The following is an 18,593-nucleotide window of genomic DNA, read 5'->3' as shown; positions in this document are numbered from 1 at the left end:
TGAGAATTTGAGCCCAAAGTAGCTGTTGTTTACTTTGGGCTTTTTCATGCCCATTCCATTTGCCTTCCTCGAAACCCCCTTGTTTGAATTGATAATTTACCCAGTATTTAGCTAGCATATCCATAGCTGTAATGCTGTGCAGATGATCTTATTTGGTACCCTCAAGCTTTATAAAATCACACTCGTTTCTATATATGTTGGAAATATATAACGTGCCAAACAATTGATGATTCCAAAGTGATAAGTTCCTCATTTTCTTGCCAACTGACTTATTCCTTTCATAAATAAACCTGATAGTTACCACAAAATACATGACTGCCCATAGATGGCAGTGACTATAAATCAATGAACTCAGGTGAAACGGATGGCTCTTTTACACAAACCTTCATTGCTAGCAGTGGCAATTGGTAGCTTGTTAACCACAAGCGCACACGCTGATTTGTTTATTTCACAATATGTGGAAGGCGGCAGCTACAACAAAGCGGTTGAGATCGCCAATAACGGCGATAGCAGCATTAACTTAGATGGTTACTCACTGGCGAAGTCTGCCAATGGCAACGGATCATGGGGCGCCACTTTACCTTTAGATGGCCACGTTTTAGCGCCCGGTGAGGTGCTTGTTGTTGCTCATACCAGTGCTAGTGATGAGATTAAGGCGGTCGCTGACATTCTAAATGCTTCATTGGCTAATCATAATGGTGACGACCCGCTAGCTATCTTGAATGCAGATGGTTCGGTGCATGATGTTGTTGGTTTGATGGGCGATGTGGACTGGGGCAAAGATGTTACTTTGGTTCGTGCGACACAAACACCTTCTGCGACGTTTGATGCTTCACAATGGGTATCGCTACCAAAAGACAGTATTGAAGGGCTAGGTTCACTAGACAGTGTTGAGCTGCCAGAAGCCTTTAATTGTACAGAAGATGGCTCAGACCCGGTATTTACCACCATTCAAGAGATCCAAGGCGAAGGTGCAACATCACCGTTCATCGATGGCTACCCGTACATCACCGACGATGAATATTTCGTAAAAGGTGTGGTAAGTGCGGTAACAACAGGCCTAACTAAAGGCTTCTACCTGCAAGCACTTGAGGATGATTTCAACTCAAGCACTTCTGAGGGTCTATTTATTCATACCAACCAGTCGAGCTCAGAGCTAGTAGCCGGTGATGTAGTGTGTGTGAAAGGCAAGGTTCAAGAATACTACAGCCACACTCAGCTGAAAGTAGAAAACAACCAATGGCTAAAACAGGGCGAGCAGCAGGCACCTGAAGCTACGGCGATTGAAGTGCTAGACAGTGACGAGAACTTCGCTGCAACGCTTGAACGCTACGAAGGCATGTTGGTGAAAACAACCGAAGCGCTTGATATGCGTGTGACGCGTACCTTTGGTTATGACTACGCAGGTCGTCGTAACAACATGGTACTGGCGCATGAGCGTATTAACATGCAGCCGAACCAGCTTTTCGCCGCGGGATCTGACGAAGCGAAGCAGCAAACTGAAGACAACGCAGACCGCCGTCTTTTCGTTGAAACCGATCAAAAAGCGGCTGATGGACAAGTCCCTTTCTACCCAGATTTTGGCCGCACTGATATCGACCAAGATGGTTCAACAGAAGATTACATCCGCATTGATGACACCATTGTTGGCCTAGAAGGCGTGCTGACTTACAGCTACGGTGAGTACCGTTTAATTGCGACTAACCAGATCTCGGCTGAAAACTATGTGCGTAACGATCCGCGTACCGACAAACCAGACATGGATGAAGGCGACCTACGTATTGCGACCTTCAACGTATTGAACTACTTCAACTCTCCATTTGGTGGCGACGCGAATCAGCACGGCAATAACCGTGGCGCGAACACCATCACTGAGTTTGAGATGCAGCAAGAGAAGATTGTGAACGCGATTCTTCGCTTAGATGCAGACATCATTGGCTTGATGGAAATTGAGAACAATGGCTTTGGTGAAGGCTCTGCCATTCAGCAACTTGTAAACCAACTGAATGATCGCATTGAGCGTAAGAAAGACCGTTATACCTTTGTGGCTGTCGACTCGAACGAAGACGGCGTAACCGACGAGATGGACTCTATTGGTACTGACGTTATCACAACGGGTGTTATCTACCGTAAGAAGGTGGTTAAGCTTAAAGACAGCCGTGTTATCGCGATGCCAAGCCAACAAGCACCAGAGGTGTTAGACGATTCAGGCAAGGTGATTGAAGACGGTAAGAACTACCAACGTGACTCATTGGCGCCAACCTTTAAAGTTAAAGGCACCAAAGAGAAACTCACCGTAGCGATCAACCACTTTAAATCGAAAGGCTCTAAGTGTTGGGAAGATGCTGCTCCGATTGAGCAGGGCGGCCAAGGCGGCGTTGATGCCGATAAGCAAGGCTCATGTGAGAACTTCCGTGTGGCTGCAGCAGTTGCTCTGGGTGAAGCGCTAGACGGCATCAAAGGCCATAAAGTGATTCTGGGGGATATGAACTCGTACGGCATGGAAGACCCAATGCTGGTGCTTACTGATTACTCTGAAGAGAAGTACGGCAAGCAAATCAAAGCGGCTCGTAACACTTACATTGACGGCGTCGAGCAGTTTGGTGATAACGGTGCGGTGATTACTAAGAACTACGGCTACATTAATGCTGTGGCTCAAAAGCACCCAGACAGCTGGAGCTACTCATACAATGATGAAGTTGGTGCTTTGGATCATTTATTGATCAGTGACAGCCTGAAAGATAGGGTTGTCGATGCGACCGATTGGCACATCAATGGTGGTGAGTCGACGTTGTTTGACTACAACGAAGAGTTCAAAGGTGACCTACCTAAGTACCAAGATCACTTCCGTTCATCGGATCATGATCCTGCTGTTCTTGAACTGCGAGTAGGTGGTTCATTTGGCTTCGGTGCTCTGATGTCACTATTTGGTTTAGCAATGTGGCGTCGTCGCAAGTAGCTCAATCACAAATAGATTGGCTTGCTATACAAGCAGGCCAATTCAGATAACTTAAGGCTATCTGTAAACAATTAAGGTCAACTTAGGTTAGCCTTAATTATTGGCGAAATGCAGTTTCCACTTGCCTTTCGCCATGGGTATTGCACAATACCGCCCCTATATCTCCCAATCATTTAGTATTTAGCAAACGATTTCGACCCATGTTACTTATCATCGATAACTACGACTCTTTTACCTATAACTTGTATCAGTATTTCTGTGAGTTAGGGGTCACTGTAAAAGTTGTTCGCAACGATGAGATTGATATTGCGGGTATTGAATCGCTGAATCCTAGCCATCTTGTTATCTCGCCAGGTCCTTGTACGCCTGATGATGCGGGAATCTCTCTACAAGTCATTGAACACTTCGTGGGTAAACTGCCGATCTTAGGTGTGTGTCTTGGTCATCAAGCCATTGCTCAAGTGTTTGGTGGTGAAGTAGTGCGAGCCAGACAAGTGATGCACGGTAAAACCTCTCCAATACGCCACAATGGCAAGAGCGTCTTTCAAGGGCTTAATAACCCTCTAACTGTGACACGTTACCATTCCCTAGTGGTGAAAAATGGCACGCTTCCTGACTGCTTTGAACTGACGTCTTGGACGGAATTTGAAGATGGCAGCATGGATGAGATCATGGGTTATCAACACAAAACCTTGTCGATTGATGCGGTGCAATTTCACCCTGAGTCGATTAAAACAGAGCAGGGACACCAGCTTCTCGCTAACTTCTTAGCGCGTTGAGTGTTTAAATTTGACTCTTTCTCCGTCTAAATAAGCCAGTTAAACCTGTTAGCCCATTCGTTAAGCGTTTAAATTCGGGCATTACGCGTCTCTTACTCCTCTTACTCCTCTGACGCTGATCACTTTTTATAACATTTCTTCCTCGTCAGGCTAAGTTTTTAGCCTATGCAAAATTATTCGCCTTATTTCGTCTCGAACCCAATATACCGCAATGCCAGTAAGGCTTTGCCGTTGCAGGTTACACGTTTAGGTAAAAAAAGCTTCATAAAACAGATTAATTGATGCATAAATAGTCATAGGTAGTGACGTTTAGCTGGTTGTTAGGGATAGCTAAAGAATAATCTACTATTGAAAACGTTAATTAAATGTAAATATAATGCTGCAGCGGGATTATGGCGAGAGAAAATATCTTTGTCTCACTTATGAACCAGTACGCTTATTTGCGAAGCTTGCGGTATCGAAAAGGAATGTACGATGACAGTGGAAAAAAAAGTAGAACGTAGTCTGTTTAATGAGGTGATGGTGCCTTGTTATAACCCAATGGAAATGATCCCGGTAAAAGGGGAAGGCGCACGCGTTTGGGACCAACAAGGCCGAGAGTATATCGACTTTGCTGGTGGTATCGCTGTGAGCTGTTTGGGTCACTGTCACCCAGCAATGGTTAATGCTGTTACCGAGCAAGCAAACAAGATTTGGCACCTAAGTAATGTAATGACTAACGAACCTGCACTGCGTCTAGCGAAGAAGCTAACTGACGTATGTTTTGCAGAAAAAGTATTCTTTGCGAACTCTGGTGCAGAAGCGAACGAAGCAGCACTTAAGCTAGCTCGTCGTTGGGCTGCGGATGTTCACGGTCCTGAGAAATCTGAAATCATTGCATTCAAACAAGGTTTCCACGGTCGTACTTTCTTTACTGTAACCGTTGGTGGTCAAGAAGCTTACTCAGATGGCTTCGGTCCAAAACCTGGCGATGTAACTCACCTACCTTACAACGATATTGCCGCTCTAGAAGCGCATATCTCTGATCGCACTTGTGCCATCATGATGGAACCTCTGCAAGGCGAGGGCGGCATCATCTCTCCAACGGCTGAGTTCGTGAATACGGTTCGTGAACTGTGTGACAAGCACAATGCATTGTTGATTTTTGATGAAGTACAAACAGGTAATGGTCGTACTGGTAACTTCTATGCTTACCAAGGTCTGGGCGTGACGCCAGACATTCTAAGCACAGCGAAGTCTCTAGGTGGCGGTTTCCCTATCGGCGCAATGCTGACGACGTCTGAACTGGCTACACACCTTAAGGTTGGTACGCACGGTTCTACATACGGTGGTAACCCACTGGCGTGTGCGGTAGCTGAAGCAGTGGTTGACGTAGTTAGCCAACCTGAGACTCTAGAAGGCGTAAAAGAGCGTGAAGCGCTATTCCGTGATGGTCTAACTAAGATTAACGACAAATACCAAATTTTCAGTGAGATTCGTGGTAAAGGCCTATTGTTAGGTGCTGCACTGAATGACGAATGGCAAGGGCGTGCGCGTGACGTATTAGTAGCAGCAGGCGAGCAAGGCCTAATGGTACTGGTTGCGGGTGCAAACGTGGTTCGTTTTACTCCATCACTGGTTATCACTAAACAAGAAATTGAAGAAGGTTTATCAAAACTAGACAAAGCAATCGCTACGCTAGTTTAGCCTGAGTGGCGTCATAGGAATGATCGCCAATAGAGCGATCCCATGACGTTCTGCTAAAGGCCCAAGCTTCTGGTTTTGGGCCTATTTTGCATCTGGAGGGAATATTGATGCTAGTTGTTCGCCCAATAAAACTGTCTGATTACGATGCGCTGCACACCTGCGCGGTTGAATCTGGTCATGGATTCACATCTCTTCCGGTTAACGAAGAATTGTTAACTAACCGAATTACCCATTCTGAATACAGCTTTGCGAAAGCAGACGTGACCGAACCCGGTGATGAAGGCTATCTAATGGTGGGTTTCGACGCTGAAACTGGCGAAGTTGCTGGTACAACGGGTATCGAAGCTTCCATTGGCTGGGATGTGCCTTTTTACTCGTACCACATCAGTAAAGTGGTTCACTCTTCACAGCGCCTTAAAGTGAATAACGTGGTTAAGCTGTTGACGTTTGGTAATAACTACACAGGCTGCAGCGAAATTTGTACGCTGTTCTTACGTCCTGATTACCGCAAAGGCTTAAACGGTCGACTGATGTCTAAGTGTCGTTTCCTACTGATGGCTGAGCACCCAGAGCGTTTCTCAAAAACGATCTTTGCTGAGATGCGTGGTGTATCAGATGCGGAAGGCAATTCTCCTTTCTGGCAATGGCTGCAAGAACATTTCTTCTCGATTGACTTCACGCTTGCCGATTACCTAACGGGTATTGGTAAGAAAGGCTTCATTGCTGACCTAATGCCGAAGTTACCTATTTATGTGAACCTGCTAAGTAAAGAAGCTCAGGCGGTGATTGGAGAGGTTCATGACAATACACGCCCTGCACTTAAGTTACTGGAACGTGAAGGTTTCACCAACCGTGGCTATGTCGACATCTTTGATGGAGGCCCAACGGTTGAGTGTGATCTAAGAAATATCGAATCAGTGCGTCATGCGATTCGAGCTCAAGTGACAATTGCAGAGCATTCAAGCTCTAAAGACTTCCTAATTGGTAATACCTCGTTTGAGAACTTCCGCGCAGTAGCTGCGAAAGGCGCGTATGACCAAGCTAGCGACACAGTGATTTTATCATCTGAAGTAGCAAGCGCTCTTGAAGTAAAAGAAGGCGAATTCGTTCGCATGTTGGCTCAATAAGAGCGGCGATTATCTGTCGAAGATTTTAAGGATAGAAGTATGACTCAGTGGATAGCAGGACAGTGGGTGGCAGGTCAAGGTGACGCCATGACATCAGTAAGCCCATACAATAATGAAGTCGTGTGGCAAGGCGATAGTGCAACACCAGCACAGGTTGAATCTGCAGTAGCAGCGGCGCGTGACGCTTTCTTAGTTTGGAAAAAATTGAGCTTTGCAGAGCGTGAAGCGATCGTGTTGAACTTTGCTGAGAAGGTAAAAGAGAACAGCGAAGAAATTGCACAGATTATTGCAAAAGAGACGGGTAAGCCGATTTGGGAAACTCGCACTGAAGCGGGTGCGATGGCGGGTAAAATCGCTATCTCTATTCGTGCTTACCACGAACGTACGGGTGAAGCTTCACGTGAAGCCGCAGGCAACCAAATCGTACTGCGTCATCGCCCATTAGGCGTAATGGCGGTATTTGGTCCTTATAACTTCCCTGGTCACCTACCTAACGGTCATATTGTTCCTGCACTGCTATCGGGTAATACCGTGGTATTTAAGCCTTCAGAGCAGACACCTTGGACGGGTGAGTTTGCGATGAAATTATGGCAAGAAGCGGGTCTTCCTGCTGGCGTAATCAACTTAGTACAAGGCGCTAAAGAGACAGGTATCGCACTGGCCGATGCTAAAGGTCTTGATGGCGTGCTGTTCACAGGTAGCGCTAATACTGGGCATATCCTTCACCGTCAATTCGCGGGCCAACCGGGCAAGATGCTGGCACTAGAGATGGGTGGCAATAACCCTATGGTGATCAGTGACCAATATGGTGACGCAGACGCAACGGTATACACCATTATCCAATCGGCGTTCATCAGTGCGGGTCAACGTTGTACATGTGCTCGTCGTTTGTACGTGCCTGTTGGCGAGAAGGGGGATCTGCTACTCGATAAGCTGGTCGCAGCGACGCAAAAGATTCGTGTTGATCAGCCATTCGCTGAACCAGCACCCTTCATGGGTCCTCAGATCTCTGAAGCTGCGGCTAAGTTCATTCTGGACGCGCAAGCGAATCTACAATCGTTAGGCGGCGTCAGCCTAGTAGAAGCAAAAGCGGGTCAAGCGGCGTTTGTTTCTCCGGGTATTATCGACGCAACCAACATTGCTGAGCTGCCGGATGAAGAGTACTTCGGTCCACTGCTACAAGTGGTTCGTTACCAATCGCTAAAGCAAGCGGTTGAGCTAGCTAACGACACTCGTTTTGGTTTGTCTGCGGGTCTTGTATCAACAGATGATTCTGAATGGGAATACTTCGTTGACCATATTCGTGCGGGTATTGTTAACCGTAACCGTCAGCTAACAGGCGCAAGTGGTGATGCACCATTTGGTGGTCCGGGTGCTTCAGGCAACCTACGCCCAAGTGCTTACTATGCGGCGGACTACTGTGCTTATCCTATGGCTTCAATGGAAGGCGGTGAAACTCAACTTCCAGCAACGTTTAGCCCGGGTATTGAGCTTTAATTTAGGCTAATGAGTCTTAGGCTCATGCGTTAAGCTTGAAATAGGGAAGTGGTGTTATCGCTTTCCTTTTCCATCACGTCCGACACCTAGATTGGGCGGTAGATAATAGAAAAAGTATGTCACAGGCTGATGGCTGCTGACTCTGTGTCTCAGCCTCTCCCTTTCTAATCCAAATTACTAGCTTGCTAGAACCTCTGACAAGGAGTCACCATGACGCCCGATCTACTCTTTAAATCACTTTGGGACGATTACATTCACAGGCTTTGTCCATCGGCTGAGAAAGTGCATCACTTGCTGAAAGAAGACGAAGCGCTGATTAATGATCACATTGCACTGCGTACTTTCAATGTTGCTCCTTTGGGTATTGAAACATTAGCGAAGCCTTTCCTAGAGTTAGGCTATAAGGCGTGTGGCGACTACTTGTTTGAGAGCAAGAAGTTGGTGGCTAAGCATTACGAGCACCCAGATCCAAAACAACCAAAAGTGTTCATTAGTGAGTTGAAGGTAGAAGAGTGTTCAAGTGACTTGCAACAGATCGTTGCTAAGTTGGTTGAGCAAGTGGACTCAAGTAAGCTTCAAGGCCATGAATTCTTGTTTGGTGGTCGTCTATGGGACTTGAGCTTCGCAGATTTCCAAGTGCTTGCAAAAGAGAGTGAATACGCGTCTTGGCTCGCAGCTCATGGTTACGGTGCCAACCACTTTACAGTGAGCGTTAATCAACTCGATGCTTTTGATGAAGTGCAGGCAGTGAATGATTATTTGAGCGAATCAGGCTTCACGATCAATGCATCTGGTGGCCAGGTTAAAGGCTCTCCAGAGGTCTTATTAGAGCAATCATCAACAATGGCAGATAAAGTCCCAGTTTCATTTGTTGAGGGCAATGAGATGATTCCTGGAGGCTTCTATGAGTTCGCTAAGCGTTATGCGATGGCTAATGGTGAGCTTTATACCGGTTTTGTGGCAGCATCGGCTGACAAGATCTTCGAAAGCACTAACGGTTAAAGAAAGATACGAGTACGGACTTTACCCTAAAGATGCAGATAGGCTTCGCTTCGAGAGTGTTTGCGCTTCGAAGCTGTAGGTGTTTCATTCGTATTTTCTTTGTAGATCTTTAGAAAACAAAAAAGCCACCAAATTTGCATTTGGTGGCTTTCAAATTTTAGGCTCAGTTAATCGAGATTAACGAGTGCCATATACCACGATAGTTTTACCGTGTGCAGAAATTAGGTTCTGTTCTTCTAGCATCTTCAAGATACGACCAACGGTCTCACGAGAACAACCAACGATCTGGCCAATCTCTTGGCGAGTGATCTTGATTTGCATGCCGTCAGGGTGAGTCATTGCATCTGGTTGTTTTGCTAGGTTTAGTAGCGTTTGTGCGATACGACCTGTTACATCAAGGAACGCTAAGTCACCAACCTTTTGGCTAGTTACTTGTAGACGGTTTGCCATTTGCGCTGAAAGGCGCATTAGGATATCTGGGTTCACTTGGATAAGTTGACGGAATTTCTTGAAAGAAATTTCAGCTACTTCACAAGGAGATTTAGCACGAACCCAAGCTGTACGCTCTTGGTCTTCTTCGAACAAGCCAAGCTCACCGATGAAGTCGCCTTGGTTTAGGTAAGAAAGAATCATTTCCTTACCTTCTTCGTCTTTGATAAGAACTGCCACAGAACCTTTAACGATGTAGTACAAGGTTTCTGCCTTTTCACCAGCATGAATCAAAGTACTTTTTGAAGGGTACTTATGAATATGACAGTGTGAAAGGAACCACTCTAATGTTGGATCGGTTTGAGGTTTACCTAGAACCATAATATCTCACTTCCTCTGCAGGGTATGCTTGCCGCTTTCCGTATTTTAGCTAAGCCTGGATTGACTTGTAGGATAAGAGCACTCGTTGAGTGCTGCAAGCTATCTTGTGTTTCGTTTAAGAATAGTATCCTTTTTCAGGTACTATTTCTTGATTTTAATCGTGACCAAGCTACGATTTTTTACGCAAAATTGTGCACATGATCACGGTATGAAAAGTAATCAACCAGAATGTCGTTTTGTTAACCTATTTTTCCGGTTTCGATGAGTTGTTGCAGGATTGGCCTCACAATGAGCTCCATAGCAAAACTCATCTTGCCGCCTGGCACTACTAGCGTGTTATGACGAGACATAAACGAGCCATCAATCATAGCCAGAAGGTAGGGGAAATCGACGTTTTTGATGCCACGCAAACGTATAACTACGAAGCTTTCGTCTAAACTTGGAATCCCTTTGGCGTTGAGAGGGTTAGATGTATCTACGGTTGGAACACGCTGAAAGTTGATGTGAGTGCGCGAAAATTGCGGGGTAATGTAGTTAAGGTAATCATCCATCGAACGAACAATGGAATCCATTACGGCTTCGCGTGAGTGGCCACGATCGCGGGTGTCACGAACGAATTTTTGAATCCACTCTAGGTTTACGATAGGTACCATGCCAATCAGCAAATCGACGTGTTGAGAAACGTTAATGTCGCCATCAACCACACCGCCGTGCAGGCCTTCGTAAAACATCACATCGGAGTTTTCAGGGATCTCTTGCCATGGCGTGAAGGTGCCCGGCATTTGATTGTAAGGCACGGCTTCATCGAAGGTGTGTAGGTAGCTTCTTACTTTACCTGTACCTTCGTTACCGTATTTACGGAAGAACTCTTCTAGCGCACCAAAGTCGTTGGCTTGAGGACCAAAGTAGCTGATGTGCTTACCTTGCTCGCGCGCTTTACGGATCTCGACATCCATCTCTGGGCGAGTGAAGCGATGGAAACTATCCCCTTCAACCCAAGCGGCCTTCACGTCCATCATATTGAACATTTTACGGAAGGCTTCTGAGGTGGTGGTGGTGCCGGCTCCAGATGAACCCGTCACCGCAATAATTGGATGTTTAGCGGACATGACAACCCTTGTCTTTTGAGTAACTTACTTGTTAGCAATCGTTTACCACTATAACACGGCTCCTTTATGAGCGCAGCTTAGAAGCGTTTTGTGACTTGAATATCAACGGTTTCATGGAGCTCAGAAAACACAATGCTGACTTCTCCTGAAGCTAATTGATGTTTCACTTGATCAATCTTGTTTTGCAGTGAAACCTCTACGTCGCCGTAGTCTGTGCCTTCACGCAGCACGAACTCTTTGATGAGGTTTTCCAGTGTCTCTGGCGCAATGTCTTGCCATGGGATGATCATAAATACTTCTCTCTTTTATGTTCATAAATAGGTTTATTGATGTAGAAATGCGTGTGCTTAGTATTGTTTTACTTCTATTTACTAAGGCTCGGACATTATGCCGAATCTTGGATACTTTCATAGTAGGCAGGCAAGGCTTCTTCTAACCAAAACCTTGGCTTGAGTGTACTGCCAGTAATAAACCCAACATGGCCGCCTTTTTGAAACAGTCGATAATCGATGTTATCGGGCAGAACAAATTTTGGGATCACATCATCGGTCATGAAAGGGTCGTCTTTGGCATGAATGATCTGAGTCGGTAGTTTGATCTTATTGAGCTTAGGCAGAGCAGAACATTGCGCATAATAATCTTGGGCATTTTTGAAGCCGTGCAGAGGCGCAGTGATTCGTTCATCAAACTCATACAGTTTGGTGATGTTCTTGATGGCTTCAGCGGTGATGCCAAGTTTTTCCTGCAGCAGGTTAACCTTTTTTAGCGCATTCGATTTTAGAGAGTTGAGCAGGTACTTCTTATAGAGCTTGGAGAAACCACGCTCAATACGACTAGAGCAACACGCTAAGTCAAAAGGAGCAGATACGATGGTCGCCGCCGACAGCAATGGGTCGTCTGCGTACTCAGCCAAATAGTTCGCCAGCATGTTTCCACCTAAAGATATGCCAACCGCAACCTTAGGGTTATTCGGAAACTGGGCGTGCAGGTGTCTTAGAAAAAAGCGCGCATCTTCGACTTCACCTGAATGGTAAGCGCGAGCCAGGCGATTGGGTTTTCCGCTGCAGCCTCTGAAGTGCATCATCACGGACAACCAACCATCTTTAGCAAACGCATTCATTAATCCATTGGCATAAGGGCTCTCAAAGCTACCTTCTAAACCGTGGAATAGAACGAATATCGGCTTGCTACTGCGATCATTCTTATTTGAGGTGTCACCGTCTGGTGATTCGCTCCAAGCAAGATCAAGAAAGTCACCATCGGGTGTTTCTAAGGTTTGCCAGTGAGGATGAAACAGCGCCTGCTTTCGAATAAACCGTGGCACTAAGGTTTGTAAGTGCGGATTAGAGAGACCAGCAGCTGCGGTAAATATTGTCATAAAAACGATCCATGCTTCTTTTACGGGTTTTGATAACGTGTTGAGTTTGTAACGAAACGCCCACGTTTTTATTTGAGCTTGGTTGATTCTCGGCATAAGCGCAAGGCTTCACTTATACGAGATACAAAAACAGGCTATGGGTAACCGTTTGAATAATATCAAGGTTAAGCTTGGATCTTGATTGAATAAAAGGGAAAGAGAACGAGCTAGGGCTGTGGTGCTGGTTCAGAAAAAGCGTCGCAGAGGTTTTCAGCCCCTAATAAACGACAGTACTGAAAAGTGAGCGGTGATTGCTGGTTAGCGTACAGCTGTAGGGAGTTTATACAGTCGACCAGATCGGACTGTTGTTGCTTTTCAAGCTGTAACTCAAACTTTAGCGCTTCACGGTATAGAGAGTCGACAACGTGTGCTTTGAGATGTTTACGTAGCTCTCGATAGCTATGAAGCAGGGTTTCAGAGCGGCTTAAACACTGTTGAACTTTATGCCACTCTTCTTCAGCAAAAGACAATTGCTGCTCATCAAGCCATTTGAGAAGCAGCAGTAGATTGACGTTGCCGTGGAACTGGTTTTGCAAAGCTAAGCACGCATCCTTTACACCGCGCACACTGTAATACTGAAGGCTAAATTGCCATAGTCGTTCCAGTGTTAGTGATATTGGGGCGTGCTCTGGGCTCATAAGCTATCCATATCCTGTTCCATCTGCTCAAGCTCTTCTTGAGTGGACATCCAATCCATTTCAACTTCTTCTAGCTGTGACTTACTGCTCGCTTGGAGAGCGAGTACTTTATTCAGTTTAGCCTTATTTTCAGCTTCATACAGTGAAGTGTCGGATAATTCTTGCTCAGCTTCTTCAAGAGCCTGCGTTAATTTATCCATCTGCTTTTCAAATTGAGTGAGCTTTTTACGAAGTGGTGCCGTCAGTTTGCGGAACTCGGCTTCTTTACGTTTCTGCTCTTTTTTCGCCGCTGCACTGTTGGCGCCGTCTTTTGCTGGTGCCAATGCTTGTGCTTCTTTGCGCTCAACTTTCTGCTGTTCGGTTAGCCACTTGTAGTAATCGCTTAAGTCACCATCAAACGGTGCTACTTGGCGGTCGTGTACAAGGTATAAATCATCGGTAGTCGCACGCAGTAGGTAACGGTCGTGCGATACGATAACCATTGCGCCTTCAAATGTCTGCAGGGCAAAAGTCAGCGCTTGACGCATGTCGAGATCCAAGTGGTTGGTTGGTTCATCGAGTAGCAACAGGTTTGGTTTTTGCCATACCAGTAGCGCTAATACTAAACGCGCTTTTTCACCACCTGAGAAGGGTGCTACTTTATCAAGTGCTTTTTCACCTTGGAAACCGAAGCTACCTAGGTAATCACGCAATTGTTGCTCGGTGTGTTTAGGGGCAATCTGCATCATGTGCTGCAGCGGTGTTTCTTCTGGGTGCAACGTTTCTAACTGGTGCTGTGCAAAGTAACCAATCTTAACGCCTTGCGAATAACTCAGTTCACCGCCTTGCTGTTTCAGTTCGCCAGAAAGCAGTTTAATCAGTGTTGATTTACCAGCGCCATTTCGGCCAAGCAAACCAATACGACTGCCCGGTACTAGGTTCAAGCGAATCTTTTCTAGAATCAGATTGTCATCATAGCCCGCTGATACTTCATCCATCATCATGATTGGGTTTGGTAGTGCGTCTGGTTCTCTAAATTCAAAGCTGAATGGGTTATCAAACTGAGCAGGCAGCACTTGTTCCATTTTCTCTAGCGCTTTAATACGGCTTTGCGCTTGGCGAGCCTTTGAAGCTTTGTAACGGAAACGGTCAATGTAGCTCTGCATGTGAGACATCTGTTTCTGCTGCTTTTGGTACATCGCTTGTTGCAGAATCAGTTTTTGCGCTCGTTGGGTTTCGAACGATGAGTAGTTACCCGTGTACTCATTGAGCTGTTGGTTTTCAACGTGCACGATGCGGTTGACGATAGGGTCTAAGAAGTCTCTATCGTGCGAGATAAGCACTAGCGTGCCAGGGTAGCTTTGTAACCAACGCTCTAGCCACATTACTGCGTCTAAATCCAAGTGGTTGGTAGGCTCATCGAGTAGCAGTAGGTCACTGCGACACAGTAGGGCTTGCGCTAGGTTCAAACGCATACGCCAACCACCTGAGAATTGAGTCAGGTTCCATGTCATTTGTTCTTGGCTAAAGCCTAGGCCATCCAGTAACTCGGCAGCACGTGCCTTTATGCTGTAACCACCAATGGTTTCAATCTTGCCGTGGATCTCTGCTACCAATGTGCCATTGTCGGCTTGTTCAGCTTTTTCTAGTTGATCTTCAAGGCCGCGGTATTCACGGTCACCATCAATCACGTATTCAATTGCTGTTCTTTCTAATGCAGGGGTTTCTTGAGCAACCCAAGCCATTTCCCAATGGGCAGGTTTGCTGAATGAGCCCGCATCAATAGACAGTTCGTCCTTAATTAAGGCGAATAGCGTAGATTTACCACAGCCGTTTTTACCAACCAAACCGATCTTGTCGCCAGGGTGAAAAGTCGCAGATGCTTGGTCGAGGAGTGGTTTACCGCCGCGTAGCAATTGAATATCAGAGAAAGTAATCATAATTGAAATAGCATAGAAATTAGAGGTGAACAGACGCCTGCATAGTAGGCTGAAACCAGATAAAAGTCGATCACAATGCAATTTGCGTTATGATGCCAATAACATATTAATAACTTTTGCTTAAATTCTTGTGGCCTTGCCACCGTTTAGCCCTCAAAGGAATGTTTCAAAGGAATGAGTAATACTCCCTCGACAGACAAAGTCGTGCCAAAGGTGTTGATCATCTACGCGCACCCAGAGCCGCAAACCTCTATTGCTAATCAGATGATGGTTAAGAAGGTAGAGTCGCTCGGTCATGTCAAAGTTCATGATCTCTACGCCATCTACCCAGACTTCTTTATCGATGTGCCTTATGAGCATGAATTGCTTCTTCAATACGATGTGATCGTGTTTCAGCATCCTCTGTTTATGTATTCCTGCCCTTCATTGTTAAAAGAGTGGTTTGATCGCGTGTTAGGCAAGGGTTTTGCGTTTGGTGAGCAGAGCGCACTTAAAGGCAAACACTGGCGCAGTGTGATTACTACCGGTGGTAAAGAAGAGGCGTTTGGTGCCGCAGGTTATAATAAATATCCATTACAAGAGATCTTGCAACCATTCGAGCTCACCGCTGCTTTGTGTCAAATGAACTGGATATCCCCTTTGGTTTTACACTGGGCACGAAATGTCACCGATATGACGCGTTACCAACACGCCGAAGCGTATCGAAATTGGTTGCGAGACCCGCTACAAGATATAGGAGCAGATGATGGCTCTGACTAATGATTTTCTACAAAGTAGCGTTATATTTTTAGCGGCTGCTGTGGTTGCGGTTCCTATCGCACAGCGCGCCGGTTTGGGTTCAGTACTCGGTTACCTATTAGCAGGTGTGGCAATTGGCCCATGGGGGCTGGGCTTAATCAGTGATGTAGAGGCGATTCTGCACTTCTCCGAATTCGGGGTGGTACTGCTGCTCTTCCTGATTGGTTTAGAGCTTAACCCGAAAAAACTGTGGCAGATGCGAGCCCCCATTCTCGGGTTGGGCGGCGCGCAAGTGCTGATCACCACTCTAATTATTACCGCCATCGCCTGTCTATTTGGATTAACCTGGCAAACCAGTCTCGTGATAGGTATGGGTTTGGCGCTGTCTTCGACTGCGATTGCCTTGCGTGTTATTGAAGAGCGAGAGCTCGGCGGCAAAGAAGCAGGGCAGTCGGGCTTTGCAGTACTGCTTTTCCAAGATATCGCTGTTATTCCAATGCTAGCAATGTTGCCTCTACTTGCGGGTAATACCGGCGGTAGCTGGGCTGACATGCTGTGGATGCTGGGTGGCGTGATTGGCCTACTGGTCGGTGGCCACTTCTTGTTGAGACCACTTTTCCGATACGTAGTGATGAGTGGTGTGCGTGAGTTATTCACCGTCGCGGCGCTGTTACTTGTGATTGGTATTGCTGTGATCATGCAACGGATTGGCTTGTCGATGGCATTAGGTACCTTCCTAGCGGGCGTACTTCTGGCTGAAAGTGAATATCGACACGAGCTTGAGATCGCGATTGATCCATTCAAAGGTTTACTGCTTGGTCTGTTCTTTATCTCTGTGGGTATGGCGGTAAACCTAGGTCTACTGGCAGAAAGCCCATTCGCAATACTTATTGCAGTGTCGTCGCTAGTCGTATTGAAAGGTTTGGTGCTGTATGCGCTGGCTCGTATCTTCGGCACTCAAGCTAAAGCACGCAGCCGAATGGCGATGATCCTTAGCCAAGGTGGTGAGTTCGCTTTCGTTATTTTTACTGCGGCGAGTGCTCAAGGCATCTTAAGTGGCGAACAAGTGTCGTTCTTACTGGTGGTTGTGAGCCTTTCTATGGTGACCACGCCATTGATGCTTAAACTGCAAGACCGATTCTTTGCACGTCAGCTTAATCAAATCAGTGAAAGTGCGATGTCTTCGGATGTGGTTGATCGCAGCCCTCGAGTGATTATTGCGGGCTTTGGTCGTTTTGGTCAGATCATTGGTCGTCTGATGTATGCCAACAAGATTCGTATCACTGTCCTTGAAAGTGATGCCAGCCAAATACACATCCTTAGAAAGTTCGGCTACAAGGTGTTTTACGGAGACTCGACTCACCTAGAGCTATTACGCGCAGCCGGTGCTGATAAAGCAGAGGCGATTGTGTTGTGTACTGACTCCCCAGATGAAATCATGAAAACCGTCGATTTATGTAAGCAGCACTTCCCACGCTTAAAGATCTTGGCGCGTGCACGAAGCCGTGTTGAAGCGTATCAACTACTTAACCACGGTGTGAGTAACTATTCGCGTGAAACCTTCCTTGGAGCATTGGATTTAGGTCGTCAAACATTGACTGAACTTGGCATGCATCCATATAAAGCGAAGCGAGCAGAAGCACACTTTAGAAAGTTGGATAATGGTATGCTGAAAGAGTTGCTGCCTCAGCATAACGAAGATGCCGAGTTAGCCCAAAGAGCGAAAGAGGCTCGTAAAGAACTTGAAGAGATCTTTGGACACGAGATGGAAAACGATCACCAATCTCGAAACTATTGGCAGTAGCTTGAAGTGATAACTCATGCTTGAGCTTAGAAATAGAGCTTGGGCATAGAAATAACAGACTATAGAACTAACCTAATAATAAACGCGGTCTCTGCTTAACTTATCAATAAAGTGAGTGGGAAGAACCGCGAATCCAGAGCAGTAAAGGATATGAACGTGAAACAGAAAAAACGCTTTATCGCAGGGGCAAGCTGCCCAAGTTGCAACACTCAAGACACACTCCGTTGGTGGATTGAAAATAATATCGAGCTGGTGGAATGTGTCGATTGTGACTTCACAGAACAGCGTAAACCGAAAACTGTAGAGAAATCTGAACACGCGAATCAAGAAATGATCGGTATTTTTAAGCCAGAATGATTGAGTTTCGTTAATTGATCCCCATAATATCCCGGTACAGAATTTTTCCTAAGCTCAACTGTTCGAGCTTAGTCCAAACCTCCTTGGAGCTCTCATGAAAATTGAAAAGAACGTAGTAGTTAGTGTTGCATATCAAGTGAAACTTGAAGATGGCGTAGTAGTTGACCAATCAACTGCAGAAGCTCCACTAGATTACCTTCACGGTCACAACAACCTAATTACAGGTCTTGAAAAAGAGCTTGAAGGCAAAGTAGCTGGCGACAAGTTCTCTGCAACTGTTACTCCAGAAGACGCATACGGCGAACACAACGACGCACTAGTTCAACGTGTTCCTGCTGACGTATTCCAAGGTGTTGAGCAAATCGAAGTTGGCATGCGTTTCCTAGCGGATACTGACCAAGGTCCAATCCCAGTTGAAGTTACTGAAGTAGATGGCGACGAAGTTGTTGTTGATGGTAACCACATGCTAGCTGGCCAAACTCTAACGTTTGACGTTGAAGTTGTAGCGGTTCGTGAAGCGACTGAAGAAGAAGTTCAACACGGTCACGTACACCAAGAAGGCGGCTGTGGCGGTCACGACCACGATCATGACCACGAAGGCGGTTGCTGTGGTGGCGAAGGCCATGACCACGGTGAAGAGAAAAAAGACGGCTGCTGCGGCGGCGGTAGCTGTGGTTCTCACTAATACCGAATTAACGGTTTAGTTTAAGAATCTTGAAAGCCTCCCTTGTGGCTGTCTCTTGATCACAAG

At 46.2% G+C, this 18,593-nt stretch carries 16 protein-coding genes; 10 read left to right on the top strand and 6 right to left on the bottom strand.

The features are described 5' to 3' along the window. Positions 1–364 precede the first annotated feature (364 nt). The 6 genes from AB4375_RS01020 (at position 365) to AB4375_RS00995 (ending at position 9,050) form a co-directional block, all read left to right on the top strand. A complete protein-coding gene (locus AB4375_RS01020; protein WP_372050878.1) occupies positions 365–2,959 on the top strand; it encodes an ExeM/NucH family extracellular endonuclease in 2,595 nt (864 codons plus the stop codon). A 200-nt stretch (positions 2,960–3,159) separates the two neighbouring features. Further along, positions 3,160–3,738 carry an aminodeoxychorismate/anthranilate synthase component II gene (locus AB4375_RS01015; protein WP_102534350.1) on the top strand — a complete coding sequence of 193 codons (579 nt, stop codon included), beginning with the start codon at positions 3,160–3,162 and terminating at the stop codon, positions 3,736–3,738. Between the two features lie 474 nt (positions 3,739–4,212). Beyond that, entirely contained in the window at positions 4,213–5,424 is a 1,212-nt protein-coding gene (locus AB4375_RS01010; protein ID WP_372050877.1) for an aspartate aminotransferase family protein, read from the top strand. Between the two features lie 107 nt (positions 5,425–5,531). Continuing rightward, positions 5,532–6,551, top strand: a complete 1,020-nt coding sequence (gene astA / locus AB4375_RS01005; protein WP_017068832.1) for an arginine N-succinyltransferase — start codon at positions 5,532–5,534, stop codon at positions 6,549–6,551. 39 nt (positions 6,552–6,590) lie between these two features. Next, positions 6,591–8,048, top strand: a complete 1,458-nt coding sequence (astD, locus tag AB4375_RS01000; RefSeq protein ID WP_017068831.1) for a succinylglutamate-semialdehyde dehydrogenase — start codon at positions 6,591–6,593, stop codon at positions 8,046–8,048. A gap of 210 nt (positions 8,049–8,258) precedes the next feature. Then, positions 8,259–9,050, top strand: a complete 792-nt coding sequence (locus AB4375_RS00995) for a DUF1338 domain-containing protein (RefSeq protein ID WP_017068830.1) — start codon at positions 8,259–8,261, stop codon at positions 9,048–9,050. Positions 9,051–9,227: 177 nt separating this feature from the next. On the opposite strand, the gene crp is transcribed toward AB4375_RS00995, so the two are convergent. The 6 genes from crp to AB4375_RS00965 form a co-directional block, all read right to left on the bottom strand. Further along, positions 9,228–9,860, bottom strand: a complete 633-nt coding sequence (crp, locus tag AB4375_RS00990; protein ID WP_004729651.1) for a cAMP-activated global transcriptional regulator CRP — start codon at positions 9,858–9,860, stop codon at positions 9,228–9,230. A 239-nt stretch (positions 9,861–10,099) separates the two neighbouring features. After that, a complete protein-coding gene (locus AB4375_RS00985) occupies positions 10,100–10,969 on the bottom strand; it encodes a phosphoribulokinase (RefSeq protein WP_010435210.1) in 870 nt (289 codons plus the stop codon). Between the two features lie 77 nt (positions 10,970–11,046). Beyond that, complete coding sequence (locus AB4375_RS00980) at positions 11,047–11,259, bottom strand: YheU family protein (RefSeq protein ID WP_010435208.1); 213 nt, start codon at positions 11,257–11,259, stop codon at positions 11,047–11,049. Positions 11,260–11,354: 95 nt separating this feature from the next. Next, entirely contained in the window at positions 11,355–12,347 is a 993-nt protein-coding gene (locus tag AB4375_RS00975; protein WP_019825349.1) for a hydrolase, read from the bottom strand. A gap of 206 nt (positions 12,348–12,553) precedes the next feature. Next, entirely contained in the window at positions 12,554–13,024 is a 471-nt protein-coding gene (locus AB4375_RS00970) for a TIGR02444 family protein (RefSeq protein WP_017066206.1), read from the bottom strand. Then, positions 13,021–14,943, bottom strand: coding sequence for an ABC transporter ATP-binding protein (locus AB4375_RS00965; RefSeq protein WP_017061112.1), 1,923 nt, complete (start codon positions 14,941–14,943; stop codon positions 13,021–13,023). The genes AB4375_RS00970 and AB4375_RS00965 overlap by 4 nt, the downstream gene beginning before the upstream one ends. 174 nt (positions 14,944–15,117) lie before the next feature. Between AB4375_RS00965 and kefG the strand changes: the two genes are divergently transcribed. The 4 genes from kefG to slyD all read left to right on the top strand — a co-directional run bounded on the left by kefG (position 15,118) and on the right by slyD (position 18,527). Next, the gene (kefG, locus tag AB4375_RS00960; protein ID WP_017061111.1) at positions 15,118–15,702 is read left to right on the top strand and encodes a glutathione-regulated potassium-efflux system ancillary protein KefG; all 585 of its coding nucleotides are present in this window, start codon (positions 15,118–15,120) and stop codon (positions 15,700–15,702) included. Next, complete coding sequence (gene kefB, locus AB4375_RS00955) at positions 15,689–17,485, top strand: glutathione-regulated potassium-efflux system protein KefB (RefSeq protein ID WP_017063703.1); 1,797 nt, start codon at positions 15,689–15,691, stop codon at positions 17,483–17,485. The genes kefG and kefB overlap by 14 nt, the downstream gene beginning before the upstream one ends. A gap of 156 nt (positions 17,486–17,641) precedes the next feature. Then, on the top strand, positions 17,642–17,842 hold the full coding sequence (locus AB4375_RS00950; protein WP_029235422.1) for a YheV family putative zinc ribbon protein: 201 nt from the start codon (positions 17,642–17,644) through the stop codon (positions 17,840–17,842). Between the two features lie 94 nt (positions 17,843–17,936). After that, complete coding sequence (slyD, locus tag AB4375_RS00945) at positions 17,937–18,527, top strand: peptidylprolyl isomerase (protein ID WP_017061108.1); 591 nt, start codon at positions 17,937–17,939, stop codon at positions 18,525–18,527. Positions 18,528–18,593: the final 66 nt, after the last annotated feature.

This window comes from Vibrio sp. 10N.261.51.C6 (assembly GCF_041471785.1).
GTDB lineage: Bacteria > Pseudomonadota > Gammaproteobacteria > Enterobacterales > Vibrionaceae > Vibrio > Vibrio crassostreae_C.
This window is presented reverse-complemented; position numbering and strand designations above follow the sequence as displayed.

Excerpts from the sequence above, each read along its gene's own strand:
- AB4375_RS01020 (WP_372050878.1), top strand. The coding sequence starts at position 365 with ATGGCTCTTTTACACAAACCTTCATTGCTAGCAGTGGCAATTGGTAGC.
- AB4375_RS01015 (WP_102534350.1), top strand. The coding sequence starts at position 3,160 with ATGTTACTTATCATCGATAACTACGACTCTTTTACCTATAACTTGTAT.
- AB4375_RS01010 (WP_372050877.1), top strand. The coding sequence starts at position 4,213 with ATGACAGTGGAAAAAAAAGTAGAACGTAGTCTGTTTAATGAGGTGATG.
- astA (WP_017068832.1), top strand. The coding sequence starts at position 5,532 with ATGCTAGTTGTTCGCCCAATAAAACTGTCTGATTACGATGCGCTGCAC.
- astD (WP_017068831.1), top strand. The coding sequence starts at position 6,591 with ATGACTCAGTGGATAGCAGGACAGTGGGTGGCAGGTCAAGGTGACGCC.
- AB4375_RS00995 (WP_017068830.1), top strand. The coding sequence starts at position 8,259 with ATGACGCCCGATCTACTCTTTAAATCACTTTGGGACGATTACATTCAC.
- crp (WP_004729651.1), bottom strand. The coding sequence starts at position 9,860 with ATGGTTCTAGGTAAACCTCAAACCGATCCAACATTAGAGTGGTTCCTT.
- AB4375_RS00985 (WP_010435210.1), bottom strand. The coding sequence starts at position 10,969 with ATGTCCGCTAAACATCCAATTATTGCGGTGACGGGTTCATCTGGAGCC.
- AB4375_RS00980 (WP_010435208.1), bottom strand. The coding sequence starts at position 11,259 with ATGATCATCCCATGGCAAGACATTGCGCCAGAGACACTGGAAAACCTC.
- AB4375_RS00975 (WP_019825349.1), bottom strand. The coding sequence starts at position 12,347 with ATGACAATATTTACCGCAGCTGCTGGTCTCTCTAATCCGCACTTACAA.
- AB4375_RS00970 (WP_017066206.1), bottom strand. The coding sequence starts at position 13,024 with ATGAGCCCAGAGCACGCCCCAATATCACTAACACTGGAACGACTATGG.
- AB4375_RS00965 (WP_017061112.1), bottom strand. The coding sequence starts at position 14,943 with ATGATTACTTTCTCTGATATTCAATTGCTACGCGGCGGTAAACCACTC.
- kefG (WP_017061111.1), top strand. The coding sequence starts at position 15,118 with ATGAGTAATACTCCCTCGACAGACAAAGTCGTGCCAAAGGTGTTGATC.
- kefB (WP_017063703.1), top strand. The coding sequence starts at position 15,689 with ATGGCTCTGACTAATGATTTTCTACAAAGTAGCGTTATATTTTTAGCG.
- slyD (WP_017061108.1), top strand. The coding sequence starts at position 17,937 with ATGAAAATTGAAAAGAACGTAGTAGTTAGTGTTGCATATCAAGTGAAA.